The sequence below is a fragment of the Pseudomonas sp. SAS7 genome (assembly GCF_052112345.1).
Classification (GTDB): Bacteria; Pseudomonadota; Gammaproteobacteria; order Pseudomonadales; family Pseudomonadaceae; genus Aquipseudomonas; species Aquipseudomonas putida_Q.
The window spans coordinates 1-16,851 of record NZ_JBEGGO010000031.1; the positions used below are offsets into that span (position 1 = coordinate 1).

The window sequence follows — 16,851 nt, forward strand, 5'->3', positions numbered from 1 at the left end:
AGGCCCCATCCTGGGGCCCAGCGCTTGACGGGCATCCATGCCCGTCACCTCCCTTCGCAAGGCCTGCGTTCGGCCTCCTGAAGTCGCGAAGATCAAGATCAAGATCAAGATCAAGATCAAGATCAAGATCAAGATCAAGATCAAGATCAAGATCAAGATCAGGATCAAGATCAACAGCCGCTGGGGCGGGTGGGGGCGCGGTTGGAATTACAGTTTACTGCAGGCACAGAAGCGCAGCCGCAGTGCCGACCGGCGGATTGTAAGCACTGGAAGCAAATTTGCACCCGATTGCAGTTGCTCCACGCGACGTGGCGCCTTAGACTGCCGCCCCCTGTAAAAGAGTGCCGGTTGGCGCTTGAAAATTTCCGCTGCCGATGCCAAGGCGTCGGCGGCACCCGAATCGCCCCAATGCACATTTTTTCATAGAGAAATCGATGACCAAGGAACAGTTGCTGGCCATGTCGGCCGATGACTACATGAACGCTGACCAGCTGGCTTTCTTCACTGGCCTGCTGCAGTCGATGAAAGTCGAAACCCATGAACGCATCGAGCTCAGCCGTGCCACCATCGAAGGCCTGGACACTCCGTCGGACCCTGCCGATGTGGCGTCGGTCGAAGAAGAGCGTAGCTGGCTGGTCAATGCCATCGACCGCGACCAGCGCCTGCTGCCTCAGCTGGAAATGGCGCTGGACCGTATCTCCGACGAGAGCTTCGGCTGGTGCGACGACAGCGGTGAGCCAATCGGCCTGAAGCGCCTGCTGATCAGCCCGACCACCAAGTACTGCATCGAAGCGCAAGAGCGCCACGAGCAGCTCGACCGCCACCAGCGCCAGGTATAAACCCGCGCGCGGTGCCAAGCCTCACGGAGCAATCCCTGAGGCTTTTTGCGTTTTTTGCCGATACCGGTTTTGTTGTCCCGAACGTAACAGTGCTGTACCGCGAAGCGCTGTTTTCTCCCGGCGGGCAGGCGTATCATAACGCTATCGTTAGGGTGCTAACTAAGTGCCGGAGGGCATGATGAATAGCCGGGTCGATGTAGCTGTGATGATAGGTTCGGGTGTGCCAGCCACCTTGCAGGCGCTGGGCAAACGCATCTGCTGGGTGGTGCTGGTCAATGGCGAGCGTCGGGGCACGGCCTTCGCCACGCGTGAAGAGGCACTTGAGTGCCAAGCTGCCTGGCAGCAGCAACTGAAGAAAGGCCTGGCTGCCTGAAATTGTTTATTGCCTCTCGACGGGTTTCGGTGTTTTCGGGCATATTTGTCCTACAGTAATGCGCACATGGATGCCAGGGCTTGTCTACTTGCAGGCTCACCCCCATGGTTGCGTTTTCTGGTAAGTGATCTCAGGCATCACGCTTCCCAAGCCGGGAATGAGCCAAACGCCTTCGTTTGAGGGCGAATCTGGCAAACCAGAGTAAAGATTCCTGCACGCTGCATCGTCAGCGGGCACAGACATTTCGCATATCGCTTTATTACTCTTTTCGCCTATCGATAAGAAATGGCCGTGCCTCCCCGAGCTTGGGAGAGGGCGGGTTGTAACCGGTTGAGGATTACTTCATTGGCAGTCAGCACACTTGATACCCATGCGTTGTTCGCCCTGGGCGACTTGCGCGGTAAATTGGCCCAGCTGTTCCAGGGCCGCTTTATCTACGTTACCGAACAAACCCCCGAAGGCCTTTACATGGCCGAAATCGACACCGAAGAAGCATTGGTGGTCGATGACAAGCAGCGTCTTGAATTGAAAGTAGGCGACCACTTCCGCGCTGCGGTGTTGCCCAGCCGTGAAGGTGGCAAGCTGGAAATGCGCTTTCGCGAAATCAAACTGAATGTGTATGGCGTGGGCGATTATGCCTTCGTGTCGGTACCCGAAGGTGAGGGCATCGTGTTGCGTGAGGGGCATGGCGTGATGCTGGTTTTCGCCGCGCAACAGCAGGTTCAGGAAGGCTTGGGCAAATTGCTCAAGGCAGTGACCGGCAAGGTCGCCAAATGGCGCAAAGGCGAGTTGACCACCTTCAAGGCCAGTGAATGACCGACAGTGACGATGCGCCTGCCACGCGTGTCGAGTTTCATCGACAGCACCAGGCAGATGCCGTGGCCGAGGCCGAACGTTTGCTGGCCAGGCGTGGGGAGTTGCAGGGCGCCTGGTTGCACTGGGTAGCGGGTGAGTTGTACCTGCTCGGCCCGCCCCCTTATGCCGCCATGGTACGGCGGGAGCTACAGCGGCTCAGCCAAGGGTGAGGCGGCGCCCCTTCAGTTGCCCCGGTCGCGGCCGCTGCTGACTTCTTCAGGCACTGGCTCTTTAGACATGCGCTTGCGAAACAATGCCGCCCGGGCCAGCAGCAGTGTGGTCACCGGCACGGTGATCGACAGCAGGATGGGAATCAGCCAGGCGTGCAGTACCGGTGCTTCCTTGAGCCACGAGAAGTAGATGATCGAGGCCAGCGCAACGCACCAGGCGCCAATGGTTGATGCCAGCGCCGGTGGGTGCATGCGCTGGAAGTAATCCTTCAGGCGCACCAGGCCTATCGCACCGACCAGGGCGAACAGGCTGCCAGTCAGTAGCAGTGTGGCGGTGACCACTTCCAGCCAGAAGGGCAGTACCAGGGTTTCGGTCATTCGATCACCTCACCGCGCAGCAGAAACTTCGCCAGGGCAAACGAACCGACGAAGCCGAACAGCGCAATCAGCAGGGCACCTTCGAAGTAGGTGTCACTGGCATAACGGATACCCAGCACCAGCATGGTCAGCATGGCCAGGATGTACAGGTAGTCCAGCGCCAGCACCCGGTCCTGGGCGGACGGGCCGCGGAACAGCCGGATCAGCGCCAGGCCCATGGCCAGGGCGAAGATGAACAGGCTGGCGAGGACAGCATTGGCGAGCAGGCCTGTCATTGGAATATCTCCATCAGCGGGCGTTCATAGGTGTCCTTGAAGTGCTGGATAAAGGCCGCCTCATCCTCCAGGTCGAACACATGCAGCAGCAATACGCTGCGGTCCAGCGCCAGCTCGGACCAGACCGTGCCGGGCACTACCGTGGTGATCATCGACAGTGCCGCCAGCCCATGCGCATCGTGCAGGGCCAGCGGAATGTGCACGAACGCCGAGCGCGGTGGTTGCTTGCCAGCACGGAGCACGCCACGGGCAACCAGCAGGTTGGACATGATCACATCGATGCCTACCCGGCCTATCAGCCGGGCGATGACCATTGGTCGACGCACGTGGGCATGCTGTGGGCGCAGTGGCGCCATCAGGAGGGGCGCCAGCACGCCAAGTGCGGCGCCCAGCAGCAGGTTGCCGGGGCTGACCGAGAGGTTCAGCAGCAGCCACAGGCCGAACAGCGAAACCGAGAGCAGCGGGGCGGGGAACAGTCGGTTCATGGCTGCACCTGTACGTCGAGCGAGGTGGGGCCTGGAATCGGCCGGGCGGCCATTACGGCTTCGATATAGGCGTCGGGAGTCTGCAGGCTGGCGGCGGTGTCCTGGGTGTAGCGCAGCAACGGCTCGGCCTTGAGGCTGAGGATGATGCACAGGCCGAGCAGGATGACGATGGGCAGGCACTCATAGCGGCGCAGCACTGGCGACGGGCGCTCCTCGGGTTTCCAGAAACGCTGGATACCGACGCGGCCGAAGGCGATCAGCGAGGCCATGCCGGACAGGATCAACAGCGCCACCAGGGCCCAGCCCGCCGCACTCAGCGGCTGCTCGGCCGGCACGCCCAGACCCAGCGGGTTGAACAGCGCGCTGATCAGGTTGAGCTTGCCGACGAAGCCTGACAACGGCGGCATGCCGATGATCAGCAAGGCGCAGGCGATGAAACTGAGGCCGAGGAAGGCCATGGTCCACGGGATGATCTGGCCGATCACCACCTTCTGCTCGTCGTCGAGGTTGATGCCCTTGGGCGGGTGCAACGACTCCAGCGGTGGCGGCATGGCGTCTTCTTCTTCGTCCAGCGGCACTTCATTGGCCGAGCGCGAGCGTTCGACCAGTTCGGCGAGCAGGAACAGCGCGCACAGCGCCAGGGTTGAGTTGACAAGGTAGAACAGCGCTGCGCCAGTCAGGGCCGACTGGGCAAAGCCGACGGCGCCGAGCAGGGTGCCGGCCGAGACCAGAATGCTGAGTGCCGCCATGCGCTCCAGGCGCTGTGCGGCCAGGATCGACACTGCTGCCACCGCCAGGGTGACAAGGCCACCGTACACCAGCCACTCACCACCGAAATGCGCCGAAGCGCCGGCCTGCCCGGAGAACAGCAGGGTCCACAGGCGCAGCAGGGCGTACAGGCCGACCTTGGTCATGATGGCGAACAACGCAGCTACCGGCGCGCTGGCCGAGGAGTAGGCCGGCACCAGCCAGAAGTTCAGCGGCCAGATACCGGCCTTGACCAGGAAGGCCATGGCCAGGATTGCCGCACCGGCATGCAGCAGGCCACGGTCGGCCTCCGGTACCAGTGGGATCTTCAGCGCCAGGTCGGCCATGTTCAGGGTGCCGGTTACCCCATACAGCATTGCCGCGCCGATCAGGAACAGCGACGAGGCGAACAGGTTGATGGCGATGTAGTGCAGGCCGGCACGTACCCGAGCACGCCCCGAACCATGCAGCAGCAAGCCATAGGAAGCTGCCAGCAGCACCTCGAAGAACACGAACAGGTTGAACAGGTCGGCGGTGAGAAAGGCGCCGTACAGGCCCATCAGCTGAATCTGGAACAGCGCATGGAAGCTGGCCCCGGCACCGTCCCAGCGGGCGCGGGCAAACAACAGGGCGCTGAAGCCGATGATCCCGGTGAGGGTCAGCAGCAGTGCCGACAGGTGGTCCACCACCAGGACGATCCCGAACGGTGCAGGCCAGTTGCCCGGCAGGTAGACGCCGATCGACTCCGCCTGGCCCTGGGTACGCACCCACAGCAGCAGGCTGACCGCGACGGCCAGGCCGGCGAAGGTCGACAGCAGGTTGAGGCGGGCCTTGATACGCCGGTGTTTCTCCCCCAGCAACAACATCACGGCTGCCGTTACCAGTGGCAGTAGAATGGGCGCGACAATCAGTTGGCTCATGCCATTCATTCGTCACGCTCCCGGCCATCCACGTGGTCGGTGCCGGTCAGGCCGCGCGAGGCCAGCAACACCACCAGGAACAGCGCCGTCATGGCAAAGCTGATGACGATGGCCGTAAGTACCAAGGCCTGCGGCAACGGGTCGGTATAGTGCAGCAGGTCCTGGGTGACGCCATCCTTGATGATCGGTTCCTTGCCGATGAACAGGCTGCCCATGCTGAAGATGAACAGGTTCACGCCGTACGACAGCAGGCACAGGCCCATGATCACCTGGTAGGTCCGCGGGCGCAGGATCAGCCACACCCCCGAGGCGGCCAGCACGCCGATGGCGACTGCAATGACTTCTTCCATCAGGCGGCTCCTGCTTGGCTGGTTTTCGATGAATTGCCCGGGCGGTAGGCGCGCACCGACTGGTGCGCCAGGGCAGTGAGGATCAGCAGGGTCGAGCCGACCACCACGGTGTACACGCCAACATCGAAGAACAGCGCGCTGGCCACATGCACATCACCGAGCAACGGCAGGTGCAAGTGGGCGGTATGGGTGGTCAGGAACGGGTAGCCCAGCAGCATGGCACCGACCCCTGTCAGGGTGGCGCACAGCAACCCGGTGCCCATCCAGCGCAGTGGGCGCAGGCTCATTTGCGCCTCTACCCACTGGGTGCCAGCCACCATGTACTGCAGGATGAACGCCACCGACATCACCAGGCCGGCGACGAAGCCGCCACCTGGCTGGTTGTGGCCACGCATGAACAGGTACATCGACACCAGCAGGGCGATGGGCAGCAGCAGGCGCACCAGCACCGCAGGTACCATCATGAAGCCCAGGGCCGTATCGGTGGCATGCCGCGGGTTGATCAGGTCGGTGACCACATCAGGCGCGAGCTGGCGTTGTTGCGCCGGCAACTGCATGCTTTCTTTCGGCGGGCGGAAGCGCCGCAGCAGGGCGAACACGGTCAGCGCCACGGCCACCAGCACGGTGATTTCACCGAGGGTATCGAAGCCACGGAAGTCGACCAGCATGACATTCACCACATTGGTGCCGCCGCCTTGGGGCAGCGCCCGGCTCAGGTAGAACGAGGAAATGTCGTTGGGGGTCGGCCGGGTCAGCATGGCGTAGGACAGCAGGGCCATACCCCCGCCTACCAGCACCGCCAGCAGCAGGTCGCGCAGGCGGCGCATGCGCGCGCGTTCCAGGCTGCCCGGTAGCGGCGATACGCCTTCGATACGCCGTGGCAGCCAGCGCAGGCCCAGCAGGATCAGCACCGTGGTGACCACTTCCACCACCAGCTGGGTCAGGGCCAGGTCGGGTGCGGAGAACCAGACAAAGGTGATGCAGGTCATCAGGCCGCAGACACTGACCATGATCAGTGCCGCGAGGCGGTGGTACTTGGCCTGGTAGGCGGCGCCGATGGCGCAGGCAATGGCGATCAGCCACAGCGCGACGAACACGCCCGAACCCGGAATCTTGGGCCGGTCGCCCCAGCTGAGCCCGCTGTAGAGCATGGGCGTGAGGCCGGCGAGGAAGGCGGCGAGCACCAGCATGAACAGTTGTGACTGGAGGCGGCGGGTGGTGAACAGGCGCTCGACGTGCCGGGCCAGCAACATCAGGTGCACCTGGCCGTGCTCGAACAGGCGTTTGCCATTGAAACGTTCGATCACCGGTGGGTACGGGAAGCGGCCCAGGCGCAGTTGTTTGCGCAGTAGCAGGTACAGCACGATGCCGCCGCTCATGGCCACCAGGCTCATGATCAGGGGCGCGTTCCAGCCATGCCAGATGGCCAGGCTGTACTCTGGCAGGGTACCGCCTACTACCGGGAGGGCTGCGGCGGCCAGCAGCGGGCCGACCGACTGGGCGGGGAAGATGCCCACCACCAGGCAGGTGAGTACCAGCAGTTCGACCGGCGCACGCATCCAGCGTGGCGGTTCGTGCGGGGTGTGGGGCAGGTCCTGCGCAGTGGGGCCGAAGAACACATCCACGGTAAAGCGCAGGGCGTAGGCCACGCTGAAGGTACCGGCCAGTGTGGCGATCACCGGCAGCGTTGCTTCGACCCAGGCGGTAGAACTGATGAACACTGTTTCGGCGAAGAACATTTCCTTGGACAGGAAACCGTTCATCAGCGGCACGCCGGCCATGGAGGCGCTGGCCACCATGGCCAGGGTGGCGGTGTAGGGCACCAGGCGGATCAGGCCGCTGAGACGGCGGATGTCACGGGTGCCGCTCTCGTGGTCGATGATGCCGGCGGCCATGAACAGCGAGGCCTTGAAGGTGGCGTGGTTGAGGATGTGGAACACCGCGGCGACCGCGGCCAGCGGGCTGTTCAGGCCCAGCAGCAGGGTAATCAGGCCAAGGTGGCTGATGGTCGAATAGGCCAGCAGGCCTTTGAGGTCGTTCTGGAACATGGCGGCGAAAGCGCCGAGCAGCAGGGTGAGGGCGCCGGCACCGCCGACGATCCAGAACCACTCTTCGCTGCCCGACAGCACCGGCCAGAAGCGCGCCAGCAGGAACACCCCGGCCTTGACCATGGTGGCAGAGTGCAAATAGGCCGATACCGGGGTGGGCGCTGCCATGGCATGGGGCAGCCAGAAATGGAAGGGGAACTGTGCGCTTTTGCTCAGGGCGCCGATGAGGATCAGGGGCAGCAGCACCGGGTACAGCGCATGCTGGCGGATGGTGTCGCCGGCAGCCAGGACCTTGTCCAGGTCGTAGCTGCCGACCACATGGCCGAGCAGCAGGGCACCCACCAGCAGGCACAAGCCACCTGCGCCGGTGACCATGAGCGCCATGTAGGCGCCACGCCGGGCGTCTGCGCGGTGGTGCCAGTAGCCGATCAGCAGGAAGGAGAACAGACTGGTGAGTTCCCAGAAGAACACCAGCTGGATCAGGTTGCCGGAGATAACCAGGCCGAGCATGGCGCCCATGAAGGCCAGGAAGAAGGCGAAGAAGCGCGGGACCGGGTCCTGTGGTGACATGTAGTAGCGCGCGTACAGCGACACCAGCGTGCCGATGCCCAGCACCAGCAGCGAGAACAGCCAGGCAAAGCCGTCCATGCGCAGTACCAGGTTCAACCCCAGGCTTGGCAGCCAGAGGAATTCCTCGCGGATCACGCCCCCGTGGGCAACTTGAGGGTACAGCAGTGCTACCTGGACGGTGCCGACCAGGGCCACGAGCCCGGCGAGAATGGACTCGGCGTTACGTGCGTTGTGCGGCAGCACGGCTGCCAGGCAACTGCCCACGAACGGCAGAAGCAATAGCACTATCAATGACATAGGGGCCTATTCTGGAGAAGTTTGCAAAGATCATACGTGCCGGGGTGGTGATCACCAACACGCAAGCTGTCGCAGAATCCTACAAACAGGCTGTGACAAGCTGTTTTTTTATAACAGTTTTTTACAAAGCATAGTCGCTGTTGTCATCTTTACAGGCCGGTCTGGCGCTCGCCTTCCCCTTGGACGTCGTGTGCTTCGACGGTTTCGCGGGGGCGGCGTACCTTCAGTTCGCTGACTATCACGGCGATCACGATGAGCAGGCCTCCGAGCAGTGCCACGCCCGGCAGGCGTTCGCCGGCGATGCGCCCGACGATCCCGGCCCACACCGGTTCACCGGCATAGATGAGGGTGGCGCGGGTGGGCGAGACCGACTTCTGCGCCCAGTTCATGGCCACCTGGATTACAGCGCTCATGGCACCCAGGCCTATTGCACTGGCCAGCAGCAGCCAGGAGAAGTCGGGGATGCGCTCCTGGGTCGGTACGATCATCAGGAACGCCAGCAGCGAAGCGGTCGCCAATTGCACCACGGTGACCCGGCGCACATCGACCTGGCCGGCGTAGCGGCTGATCAGGATGATTTCGGCGGCGATCGCGACGGCGCTGACCAGGGTAACCACCTCGCCCTCGCTGAAGTGCAGGCTGCCGCCCTCCGGCCCTGCCAGCAGCATCAGGCCGATGAATGCCAGGCAAATGCCGATACTGGGCATCAGGCCAGGTCGGCGGCCCAGTACCAGCCACTGCAACAGCGGTACGAACGGCACGTACAACGCAGTGATGAACGCCGACTGGCTGCTGCTGATAGTTTGCAGGCCCATGGTTTGCAAGCCATAGCCGAGCATGATCGACACGCCGATCAGCATGCCGGCCTTGAGTTCGGTGAAGGTCAGCCCGGGCAACGCCCGCGCCGAAACCACGCCAACGAACAGTGCAGCGGCAGCAAAGCGCAGGCCGACGAAGAACATCGGGCCGCTGACGGTCATCACGTTATGCACCAGCAGGAAGGTGCCGCCCCACAACATGGTGATGAACACCAGCACCAGTTCTGCCTTGCTCAGGCGGAAGGTAACGGCGGGGGTGGCTGTGTTGCGGGCCTGGATCATGGTCTTGCGCACTCGGAGGGGGCGGCGCACAATCGCCGCAAAGTGGGCAGTATACTGCGCAATCTCGACCAGTGAGCAATATAGTGCACAAAGATAATTCGCATCGGGCATCGGTGCTGCAACATGTCAGCCTCAACGTACGCAGCCTGCGCCACGCTGCCGGGTTGAGCCAGACAGCGCTGGCCGAGCGCTCAGGGGTCAGCCGGCGCATGCTGGTGGCAATCGAGGCGGGCGAGAAGAATGTCAGCCTGACCACCCTCGACCTGATCGCCGAAGCCTTGGGGGTGGCTTTCAGTACTCTGATTCAGGCACCTGACCAGCGCGACCCCGGGCGCATCGAGGAACTGGCCTGGGCCGGTGAATACCCGCAGAGCAAGGCCGTACTGCTGGGTAGCAGTGCGGCACGGCGTGAGGTGGAGCTTTGGGAGTGGACCCTGGCACCGGGCGAGTGCTATTCCAGCGAGGCTGATGCCGAAGGCTGGAGCGAGCAGATCTATGTGGCAGAAGGGCAACTCACGCTGATCATCGAGGGGGTTGAGCATCGGCTGCTGGTGGGGCAGTTCCATGTGTTTCCTAGCAACTGCCGATATGCCTACCGTAACGATGGGGTGGTGGCAGTGCGCTTTGTGCGTAATGTGGTGATCTAAGTTTGCAAGCGTTGGGGCGGCTGCGCAGCCCATCGTGACACAAGGCCGCTCCCACAGGGATTGCTCACGGTTCATGCTTACGCGGTACCTGTGGGAGCGGCCTCGCCGGACCGGTCGGAAAGGGGCGCAAAGCGCCCCCAAAGATCTGAAACCGATCAGTTTTTCAGCAGCTCATCGGTCTTCACCACCGACGCATAGGCAAACGCCAAGGCCGCCATCGCCGAATCATGCACCTGCGCCGCCGGCACCTGCTTGCCGTCGAACTCCAGCGGCAAGGTAGCGCAGGCATCGTGCGCCACGGTCACCGTGTAGCCCAGGTCGGCCGCGGCACGGGTAGCGGCATCGATGCACATGTGGCTCATGCTGCCAACGATGGTCAGGGCTTCCACGCCGTGTCGGTCCAGCGTGTTCTCAAGGTCGGTACCGAGGAAGGCGTTGACCTTGTGCTTGAGCACCACCGGCTCACCTGCCACCGGCTCGACCTTGGCGTGGATGGCCGCACCCTGCGAACCGGGTGCGAAAAATGGCGCATCGGCGCTGTCGAATTCATGCCGCACATGTACCACCAGGTCGCCGCGCTGGCGTGCCGCCGCCAGCAGCCGGGCGGCGTTGTCGGCCGCCTGGTCGGCGCCATCGAGGGTCCACTTGCCGCCTGGGAAGTAGTCGTTCTGGATGTCGATGATGATCAGCGCCTGCTTGCTCATGCTGCCTCCTGTGGCAGTAGTCGTCGGGAGACGTTAGTTATAGGCGGTTTGCACAGACTTGAGGATGGCACGAACGGCGCCAGCGGGCAGAAACCACTTGACCTTGACTTTGCTTGAGGTTTTACCCTGCTCGGCATCGCCAAGCATGCGTCCGTAACCAGGAGAACGTCGATGTCGGCAAACCCTCATGCGCTGTGGTTCACCCAAATGATCGAATACGAAGTGCCCAGCCTGTGCCAGCAAGCGCTGGCCCAGGCGCTGGTGGCGCGCAGCGAAGTGCTGGCCACGCGCTGCGAAGGCCTGCAGGGTGTGAGCATCCAGGCCAGTGACGATGGCAGCCGGGTGCTGCAGTACTTGCAATGGCAGTCACGCCAGGCCTGGGCGGCTGCGGCCGAGTACTTCGTCGAGGAACCCTTCCTTGAACTGCTGGGTCAGCATCAGGCGCGTGGCGTCAACTTTGCCGCCTACCAGACCCTGCGCAGCCTGGTGCGTGGCGCCGATGGTGGCCTGCAGTGCGAGGTGGGTGAGCCTCAGGCATACCAGGGGGCGTAGTGCGGGTAGCGGTTCAGGCGGGCACCGATCACCATTTCGCTGATCCACGCCGCCAGGATCGAACTGTAGGCTTTCTGGCTCGCTTCGCTGGACAACGCGTGGTCGGCACCGTCGACGATGCGATGGGTAAGTGAGTGGGCGCTGACGAATGCCGAGCGGTAGCTCATCAGCGTGCTGTGCGGCACGTAGTCGTCTTGCTCGGACTCTACCAGCAACACATCGCCGCCGAATTCTGCGCACGCCGCCAGCGCGCGATTGTCTGCCGGCCCCAGCGATTGCTGGCGGTAGGCGTTAAGGCGTTGGCGGTCGAGGGTTTGCTTGGGCGTGTTCCATTCTTCGTCCCAGTACATGGCCGGCACCCGCAGGGCCAGCCATTTGACTGGCCGTTCGCGGGTCAGCAAGGTTGCCAGGTATCCCCCATAGCTGCTGCCGATGATGGCGATGGCACTGCTGTCTACGGCCGGATGGCTGAGCAGCCGGTCGTAGGCCACCAGCAGGTCCTGCAGGTTCTGTTCACGGGTGACTGTCAGGCGTTGGCTTTCGGTTTTTTCGTGGCCGCGCAGGTCGAAGGTCATGCACACGCAGCCCAGCCCGGTGATGTGCCGGGCACGGGCCAGATCACGCTGCTGGCTGCCGCCCCAGCCGTGGACGAAGAGGATGCCCGGCATCTTGCTGCCAGGGCTGACCAGGGTGCCGACAATGCTGTCGTTGTCGACTTGCAGTTCTACGGTTTCACTCTGAACGGCCATGTTCGCGAATCCGTGCAAATTTGCTGAGTTGTCCGAGTTCACTGTCATTTCCTTGGTAAAAGAGGGTGGCGTCAGCGGGCAGGTCGGGGGTGCCGAACACTTCATGGGTGGATGCACGCACCCGCTGCAATGCCGGGTCATCGGCAAATGCCTGCAGGGCCAGCAGCTCGGCACTGCTGGCACCGCCCAGGCGCCAGGATTGTTCGAGCACACCGCTACGCAGGTGCCCTTTGGGGTTCAGGCCGCGGGCTATGTCGTAGTTGCGGCGCGACGCGATGAAACCAGGGAAGTGCTGCTCGGCAGCCTGCTCGTAGGCGATGGCCTGGTTGATGGCCAGGCGCAAGTGGTCTTCCAGTGGCAGTTGCAGTAGCGCCTGGTAGTCGCCACGTACCACCACCAGGTCGGAACCGCCATATACCTCGATGCCCTGATGGTCGTGGGTCAGTTGCTGGGTGCCGTGGTAGCTGCAGGTCAGGCCGGCGACCCGTACTTGACCGACGCTGAAGGTTTGCACATCGCTCAGGTCTTCTTCGAGTACCAGCCCCCACCGCGCCAAGTCTTGGTCATCCATGCCGGCGAGCAGTGGCTCTAGCGCACTCGCCGTGGAGATGACTTCCTGCCCGCGGCCTGCGCAGGCCAGCACGGGCTTTACCCGCACAGGGCCGTCAAGCAGCAGCAACTGCGCGGCAGTGCGCGCATCGGCCTTGCTGAACACGGTGTAGCCGCGCAGCAAGGCGTCGCTTGCCTGCCGAGCGAAGTCATCGGTCCAGCCCGGCGGGAAGCTGGCCCCGGCCGGCAGCGGATGGGAGATTGCCTTGGTCGCCATGTAAGGGTGCGCAACCAGCCCGCCGAACAGGTCCTGCTCGCTGCGGATGCCCATGCTGGCATGGTGTTTCGGGTCGATCAGGGTTTCGGTAGGGAGGTAATAGTAGCTATCAGCGGCGGTGGGTGGATGAGTAGGGTGTACGTAGGGGCAGCCCAAGAGGCTGGCCAGTCCATCGGCGAGCTTGAGGTGCGAGGCATGCTCGTGTTCCGGGGTATGTTCGCGGGTGTCGAGCAACACAACGCCGGTTTTCCGGTCGCAGGCACTGGGCATGGTTTTTTGCCTGTCTGCAATGAATGTACAGTGTGTGAAGTCGGTAAATTGCGGAAGTTCAGCGGGACTTGATCGGTGGTCCGGCCCTTTTGTAGGAATGGGCCTGTTGACTGAGGGCGTGGCGGGCAATGCATGCGGTGTCTTGGCCGCCGCGATTGCAGCGCTCTGGCGGCTGTTCCATTATCCGCGTATTGGATCAACCGTGATGTAGCCGCAGGAGAGCGCATGAACGTCCAGACCACCCTTGAGCAAAGCGTGCCACAGCGCCTGGCGCATGTACGCCAGGCCATGGCAGCAGGGGGCATCGATGCCTTGCTGGTCCCCTCGGCCGACCCTCACCTTTCCGAATACCTGCCCGGTTACTGGCAGGGGCGCCAGTGGCTTTCGGGTTTTCACGGCTCGGTCGGCACGCTGGTTGTCACGCTCGGCTTTGCAGGGTTGTGGGTCGATAGCCGGTACTGGGAGCAGGCAGATCTTGAGCTGGCCGGCAGCGGTATCGAACTGATGAAGCTGTTGCCAGGCAAGCCCGGGGCGCTGGAGTGGCTGGGCGATAATGTCGAGTCCCACGGTAACGTCGCGGTAGATGGAGCGGTCATGGCTCTGGCTTCAGCGCGCCAGCTGGGTGAGCGGTTGAAGGCACGTGGTGCAAGGCTGGTGACCGACAAGGACCTGCTAGCTCAGGTTTGGGACGGGCGCCCGGCGCTGCCAGCCAACCCGGTGTACCAGCACTTGCCGCCGCACGCCACGGTGAGCCGGGCGGAAAAGCTCGCGCAGTTGCGCCAGGGCATCCAGGCCAAAGGGGCCGATTGGCATTTTATCGCTACGCTCGATGACATCGCCTGGCTGTTCAACCTGCGTGGCAGTGATGTTTCGTACAACCCGGTTTTTTTGGCCTTTGCCTTGATCAATCAACAGCAGGCCATTCTGTTCGTGGGTCAGGATAAGGTGGACGCGCACTTGCGTCAGGTGCTGGCGGTCGACGGCATCGAGGTGCGCGACTACAGCGAGGCAGGCAACGCCCTGGCTGCTGTTCCGGTGGGGGCGCGGTTGTTGGTGGACCCTGCCCGTGTCACCTGCGGCCTGCTGGGCAACCTGGCGGCAGAGGTGGTGCTGGTCGAGGGGCCTAACCCCACCACCCTGAGTAAGTCCTGCAAAGGCGACGAAGATCTTGTGCATATCCGCCACGTCATGCAGCAGGACGGTGCGGCCTTGTGCGAGTTTTTCGCATGGTTCGAGGCCAACCTTGGCCAGGAGGTCATTACCGAGCTGACAGTTGACGAGCAATTGAGTGCCGCACGTGCCCGGCGCCCGAACTTTGTGTCGCTGAGTTTTTCGACCATTGCCGCCTTCAATGGCAATGGCGCCATGCCGCATTACCGTGCCACCGAGCAGTCGCATGCGGTCATCGAGGGTGATGGCTTGCTGCTGATCGATTCTGGCGGGCAATACCTGGGTGGCACCACCGACATCACTCGTATGGTGCCAATCGGTAATCCCAGCCACGCACAGAAGCAGGACTGCACCCGGGTACTCAAGGGTATGATCGCCCTGTCGCGTGCCACCTTCCCGCGAGGGATACTTTCGCCGTTGCTCGATGCCATTGCCCGTGCGCCGATCTGGGCTGACCAGGTCGATTATGGCCACGGGACCGGGCACGGGGTGGGCTACTTCATGAACGTGCACGAAGGGCCGCAGGTGATTGCCTACCAGGCGGCACCCACACCGCAGGCGGCGATGCAGGTGGGCATGATCAGCTCAATCGAGCCGGGTACGTATCGCCCCGGCCAGTGGGGCGTACGTATCGAGAACCTGGTGGTTAACCGCGAAGCGGGCAAGAGTGACTTCGGCGACTTCCTGCGCTTCGAGACCTTGACGCTGTGCCCGATCGATACACGCTGCCTGTTGCCCGAACTGCTGACCAAGGAGGAGATTGAGTGGCTGAATGGCTATCACGCAAACGTGCGTGAGCGTCTGGCACCGCTGCTCAGGGGGGATGCGCTGGCTTGGCTGGAGGCGCGGACAGCACCGCTGTAGGGCGAATGAAAAGGGCAGCTTGCGAGCTGCCCTTTTTTCTACTTGCAGATGACGATCATGCTGCGGCTGGTGTAACCCGCTGGGTTGATGCCGAACAAGTAATCACCGGCTTCTTCATCGCTATCGCCGGAGCGTGCAATGACCCGATACCCGCGTGTGCTGCAGGAAGTCGCGGCCTTGCTGTAGCAGTTGTCCCATGAAGAAGAAAGGCCGGAGCAATTGATATGCAGGCCCTTCTTGCCCCTTTTGACCTCAGTCTTGGCTGTAGCGGCACATCCAGCAATAGCCAAGATGGCCAGGATGAGAAAAATACGTTTCATTCCTGTCCTTAAATGCAGGGCGGATCAGCTGCCTGGCCCCGTCGTTATCGCTCGCTTCTTCCTGAAGTATCCCCAGCGTCCGTGTTCTGTCCAGTAGATCGCGTAAAGATGATGGTTTTGTGACAGCTTAATCAGCGAGGCGGGCGGCTACAATCACTAATCCTGTCTCAAATGAAAATATTTCTCATATCAGTCTGCTGCGACAGCCGGGGTGGGCTCCTTGCGCATTGACAGGGTAGTGCCAACCGAAGCGGCGATGATCGCCCCGATCGCCAGCCATTGGGTGAGCGTCAGCACTTCGCCCAGGAACAGCAGGCCGGACAGCGCGCCGAATGCAGGTTCGATGCTCATCAGGGTGCCGAACGTGCGCGCCGGGATGCGCGTGAGGGCGACCATTTCCAGGCTGTATGGCAGGGCGGTGGACAGCACTGCTACGGCCAGGGCCACGGGGATCAGGGCGGGTGTGAGCAGTGCGCTACCGGCATGTGCGATACCTATGGGGGCGACGAACAGCGCCGCAACTACCACCCCCAAGGCTGCGCTTTGAATACCGTGCTCGGCGCCTGCGCGTTGCCCGAACAATATATAGAGGGCCCAGCACACGCCAGCGCCCAAAGCGTAAGCAGCACCCACCGGGTCGAGTGCCTGGCCGCTGTGGCCGGCGGGCAGCAACAGCAGCAGCCCAGCAATGGCCAAGGCGATCCACACGAAGTCGATCGGCCGGCGCGAGGAGAAGATTGCCACCGCCAACGGGCCAGTGAACTCCAAGGCCACGGCGATGCCGATCGGTACTGTTTGCAGGGCCATATAGAAAAGGAAGTTCATGCCACCCAGCGCCATGCCATAGATGACCACGTTACGCAGGGTGGTGGCGGTCATACGGGTCCGCCACGGGCGCAATATAAGCAACATGATGATGCTGGCGAAAATCAGGCGCAGTGCAGTGGTGCCTTGTGCACCGATGACGGGGAACATGCTTTTGGCCAGGGATGCACCGGACTGGATCGATGCCATGGCGATAAGCAGCAGGCCTATCGGGAAAAGTGTGGCGGCCAGGCTGCGGGGTTGGGTGTTCATTTAGGTGCGGCGATCCTTGGGCGGGGTGGGATGAGCAATATAGTGCGCAATTGGTGGGGCGTGGGATAGCCTTTAAATGACTTCGCCATAAATATTTCAAATCATTGAAATTAAAGGTTGACCTCGCTGAGGACGGCCCTATAATGCGCACCATTCCAACGGGGTAGTGAAGTAAATCTAACCACCCGGTTGAGTCAAGTGTTTGAAGCTAAACGAGTTTCTCGGAAAAAACTTCAAAATAAACGCTTGACAGGCTCTGAGGAAG

20 protein-coding genes are annotated in these 16,851 nt (G+C 62.4%); 8 read left to right on the plus strand and 12 right to left on the minus strand.

The annotated features are described in order from the left end of the window. Window positions 1-37 precede the first annotated feature (37 nt). From ABI582_RS28285 to ABI582_RS28305, 5 genes are all read left to right on the plus strand, one after another. Window positions 38-337 (plus strand): hypothetical protein, encoded by a 300-nt coding sequence (locus tag ABI582_RS28285; protein WP_442120937.1) that lies wholly within the window; start codon window positions 38-40, stop codon window positions 335-337. Window positions 338-434: 97 nt separating this feature from the next. Continuing rightward, the gene (locus ABI582_RS28290; protein WP_016485822.1) at window positions 435-839 is read left to right on the plus strand and encodes a TraR/DksA family transcriptional regulator; all 405 of its coding nucleotides are present in this window, start codon (window positions 435-437) and stop codon (window positions 837-839) included. 178 nt (window positions 840-1,017) lie between these two features. Continuing rightward, window positions 1,018-1,212, plus strand: a complete 195-nt coding sequence (locus tag ABI582_RS28295; RefSeq protein WP_012271507.1) for a hypothetical protein — start codon at window positions 1,018-1,020, stop codon at window positions 1,210-1,212. 345 nt (window positions 1,213-1,557) lie between these two features. Continuing rightward, window positions 1,558-2,028: a hypothetical protein gene (locus ABI582_RS28300; RefSeq protein WP_016500631.1), complete on the plus strand. Its 471-nt coding sequence runs from the start codon at window positions 1,558-1,560 to the stop codon at window positions 2,026-2,028. Further along, on the plus strand, window positions 2,025-2,237 hold the full coding sequence (locus ABI582_RS28305) for a hypothetical protein (RefSeq protein WP_338746713.1): 213 nt from the start codon (window positions 2,025-2,027) through the stop codon (window positions 2,235-2,237). Before ABI582_RS28300 ends, ABI582_RS28305 begins: the two co-directional genes overlap by 4 nt. Before the next feature lie 12 nt (window positions 2,238-2,249). On the opposite strand, the gene ABI582_RS28310 is transcribed toward ABI582_RS28305, so the two are convergent. The 7 genes from ABI582_RS28310 to ABI582_RS28340 all read right to left on the minus strand — a co-directional run bounded on the left by ABI582_RS28310 (window position 2,250) and on the right by ABI582_RS28340 (window position 9,407). Continuing rightward, window positions 2,250-2,615 carry a Na+/H+ antiporter subunit G gene (locus ABI582_RS28310; protein ID WP_442120938.1) on the minus strand — a complete coding sequence of 122 codons (366 nt, stop codon included), beginning with the start codon at window positions 2,613-2,615 and terminating at the stop codon, window positions 2,250-2,252. Next, complete coding sequence (locus tag ABI582_RS28315) at window positions 2,612-2,890, minus strand: K+/H+ antiporter subunit F (protein WP_003250109.1); 279 nt, start codon at window positions 2,888-2,890, stop codon at window positions 2,612-2,614. The genes ABI582_RS28310 and ABI582_RS28315 overlap by 4 nt, the downstream gene beginning before the upstream one ends. Further along, entirely contained in the window at window positions 2,887-3,375 is a 489-nt protein-coding gene (locus tag ABI582_RS28320) for a Na+/H+ antiporter subunit E (RefSeq protein WP_306381574.1), read from the minus strand. Before ABI582_RS28320 ends, ABI582_RS28315 begins: the two co-directional genes overlap by 4 nt. Further along, entirely contained in the window at window positions 3,372-5,051 is a 1,680-nt protein-coding gene (locus ABI582_RS28325) for a monovalent cation/H+ antiporter subunit D (RefSeq protein WP_442120939.1), read from the minus strand. The genes ABI582_RS28320 and ABI582_RS28325 overlap by 4 nt, the downstream gene beginning before the upstream one ends. Beyond that, window positions 5,048-5,392 (minus strand): Na+/H+ antiporter subunit C, encoded by a 345-nt coding sequence (locus ABI582_RS28330; protein WP_003250128.1) that lies wholly within the window; start codon window positions 5,390-5,392, stop codon window positions 5,048-5,050. Before ABI582_RS28330 ends, ABI582_RS28325 begins: the two co-directional genes overlap by 4 nt. Continuing rightward, a complete protein-coding gene (locus ABI582_RS28335; RefSeq protein ID WP_442120940.1) occupies window positions 5,392-8,307 on the minus strand; it encodes a monovalent cation/H+ antiporter subunit A in 2,916 nt (971 codons plus the stop codon). The genes ABI582_RS28330 and ABI582_RS28335 overlap by 1 nt, the downstream gene beginning before the upstream one ends. 149 nt (window positions 8,308-8,456) lie before the next feature. Further along, the gene (locus ABI582_RS28340; RefSeq protein WP_442120947.1) at window positions 8,457-9,407 is read right to left on the minus strand and encodes a DMT family transporter; all 951 of its coding nucleotides are present in this window, start codon (window positions 9,405-9,407) and stop codon (window positions 8,457-8,459) included. An 83-nt stretch (window positions 9,408-9,490) separates the two neighbouring features. Between ABI582_RS28340 and ABI582_RS28345 the strand changes: the two genes are divergently transcribed. Next, entirely contained in the window at window positions 9,491-10,054 is a 564-nt protein-coding gene (locus ABI582_RS28345) for a helix-turn-helix domain-containing protein (RefSeq protein ID WP_442120941.1), read from the plus strand. Between the two features lie 155 nt (window positions 10,055-10,209). Here the strand turns inward: ABI582_RS28345 and ABI582_RS28350 are convergent, their stop codons facing one another. Further along, on the minus strand, window positions 10,210-10,758 hold the full coding sequence (locus ABI582_RS28350; RefSeq protein ID WP_016500623.1) for a cysteine hydrolase family protein: 549 nt from the start codon (window positions 10,756-10,758) through the stop codon (window positions 10,210-10,212). Between the two features lie 171 nt (window positions 10,759-10,929). Between ABI582_RS28350 and ABI582_RS28355 the strand changes: the two genes are divergently transcribed. Beyond that, complete coding sequence (locus ABI582_RS28355; RefSeq protein WP_442120942.1) at window positions 10,930-11,310, plus strand: antibiotic biosynthesis monooxygenase; 381 nt, start codon at window positions 10,930-10,932, stop codon at window positions 11,308-11,310. Here ABI582_RS28355 and ABI582_RS28360 read toward each other — a convergent pair. After that, complete coding sequence (locus tag ABI582_RS28360) at window positions 11,289-12,059, minus strand: alpha/beta hydrolase family protein (protein ID WP_442120943.1); 771 nt, start codon at window positions 12,057-12,059, stop codon at window positions 11,289-11,291. The two genes, ABI582_RS28355 and ABI582_RS28360, sit on opposite strands and share 22 nt — an antisense overlap. After that, window positions 12,043-13,155 (minus strand): DUF3182 family protein, encoded by a 1,113-nt coding sequence (locus ABI582_RS28365; protein WP_442120944.1) that lies wholly within the window; start codon window positions 13,153-13,155, stop codon window positions 12,043-12,045. Before ABI582_RS28365 ends, ABI582_RS28360 begins: the two co-directional genes overlap by 17 nt. A 225-nt stretch (window positions 13,156-13,380) precedes the next feature. Here ABI582_RS28365 and ABI582_RS28370 point away from each other — a divergent pair, with 225 nt between their 5' ends. After that, window positions 13,381-15,189: an aminopeptidase P family protein gene (locus ABI582_RS28370; RefSeq protein WP_442120945.1), complete on the plus strand. Its 1,809-nt coding sequence runs from the start codon at window positions 13,381-13,383 to the stop codon at window positions 15,187-15,189. Window positions 15,190-15,227: 38 nt separating this feature from the next. Here ABI582_RS28370 and ABI582_RS28375 read toward each other — a convergent pair whose 3' ends face one another. Continuing rightward, a complete protein-coding gene (locus ABI582_RS28375; protein ID WP_086974218.1) occupies window positions 15,228-15,509 on the minus strand; it encodes a hypothetical protein in 282 nt (93 codons plus the stop codon). 189 nt (window positions 15,510-15,698) lie between these two features. Then, on the minus strand, window positions 15,699-16,586 hold the full coding sequence (rhtA, locus tag ABI582_RS28380) for a threonine/homoserine exporter RhtA (protein WP_442120946.1): 888 nt from the start codon (window positions 16,584-16,586) through the stop codon (window positions 15,699-15,701). Between the last annotated feature and the right edge of the window lie 265 nt (window positions 16,587-16,851).

Coding starts and splice junctions, on each gene's coding strand:
- ABI582_RS28340 (WP_442120947.1), bottom strand. CDS start 9,407: ATGATCCAGGCCCGCAACACAGCCACCCCCGCCGTTACCTTCCGCCTG.
- ABI582_RS28325 (WP_442120939.1), bottom strand. CDS start 5,051: ATGAATGGCATGAGCCAACTGATTGTCGCGCCCATTCTACTGCCACTG.
- ABI582_RS28355 (WP_442120942.1), top strand. CDS start 10,930: ATGTCGGCAAACCCTCATGCGCTGTGGTTCACCCAAATGATCGAATAC.
- ABI582_RS28305 (WP_338746713.1), top strand. CDS start 2,025: ATGACCGACAGTGACGATGCGCCTGCCACGCGTGTCGAGTTTCATCGA.
- ABI582_RS28335 (WP_442120940.1), bottom strand. CDS start 8,307: ATGTCATTGATAGTGCTATTGCTTCTGCCGTTCGTGGGCAGTTGCCTG.
- ABI582_RS28330 (WP_003250128.1), bottom strand. CDS start 5,392: ATGGAAGAAGTCATTGCAGTCGCCATCGGCGTGCTGGCCGCCTCGGGG.
- ABI582_RS28370 (WP_442120945.1), top strand. CDS start 13,381: ATGAACGTCCAGACCACCCTTGAGCAAAGCGTGCCACAGCGCCTGGCG.
- ABI582_RS28315 (WP_003250109.1), bottom strand. CDS start 2,890: ATGACAGGCCTGCTCGCCAATGCTGTCCTCGCCAGCCTGTTCATCTTC.
- ABI582_RS28375 (WP_086974218.1), bottom strand. CDS start 15,509: ATGAAACGTATTTTTCTCATCCTGGCCATCTTGGCTATTGCTGGATGT.
- ABI582_RS28285 (WP_442120937.1), top strand. CDS start 38: ATGCCCGTCACCTCCCTTCGCAAGGCCTGCGTTCGGCCTCCTGAAGTC.
- ABI582_RS28290 (WP_016485822.1), top strand. CDS start 435: ATGACCAAGGAACAGTTGCTGGCCATGTCGGCCGATGACTACATGAAC.
- ABI582_RS28320 (WP_306381574.1), bottom strand. CDS start 3,375: ATGAACCGACTGTTCCCCGCCCCGCTGCTCTCGGTTTCGCTGTTCGGC.
- ABI582_RS28350 (WP_016500623.1), bottom strand. CDS start 10,758: ATGAGCAAGCAGGCGCTGATCATCATCGACATCCAGAACGACTACTTC.
- rhtA (WP_442120946.1), bottom strand. CDS start 16,586: ATGAACACCCAACCCCGCAGCCTGGCCGCCACACTTTTCCCGATAGGC.
- ABI582_RS28360 (WP_442120943.1), bottom strand. CDS start 12,059: ATGGCCGTTCAGAGTGAAACCGTAGAACTGCAAGTCGACAACGACAGC.
- ABI582_RS28365 (WP_442120944.1), bottom strand. CDS start 13,155: ATGCCCAGTGCCTGCGACCGGAAAACCGGCGTTGTGTTGCTCGACACC.
- ABI582_RS28295 (WP_012271507.1), top strand. CDS start 1,018: ATGAATAGCCGGGTCGATGTAGCTGTGATGATAGGTTCGGGTGTGCCA.
- ABI582_RS28310 (WP_442120938.1), bottom strand. CDS start 2,615: ATGACCGAAACCCTGGTACTGCCCTTCTGGCTGGAAGTGGTCACCGCC.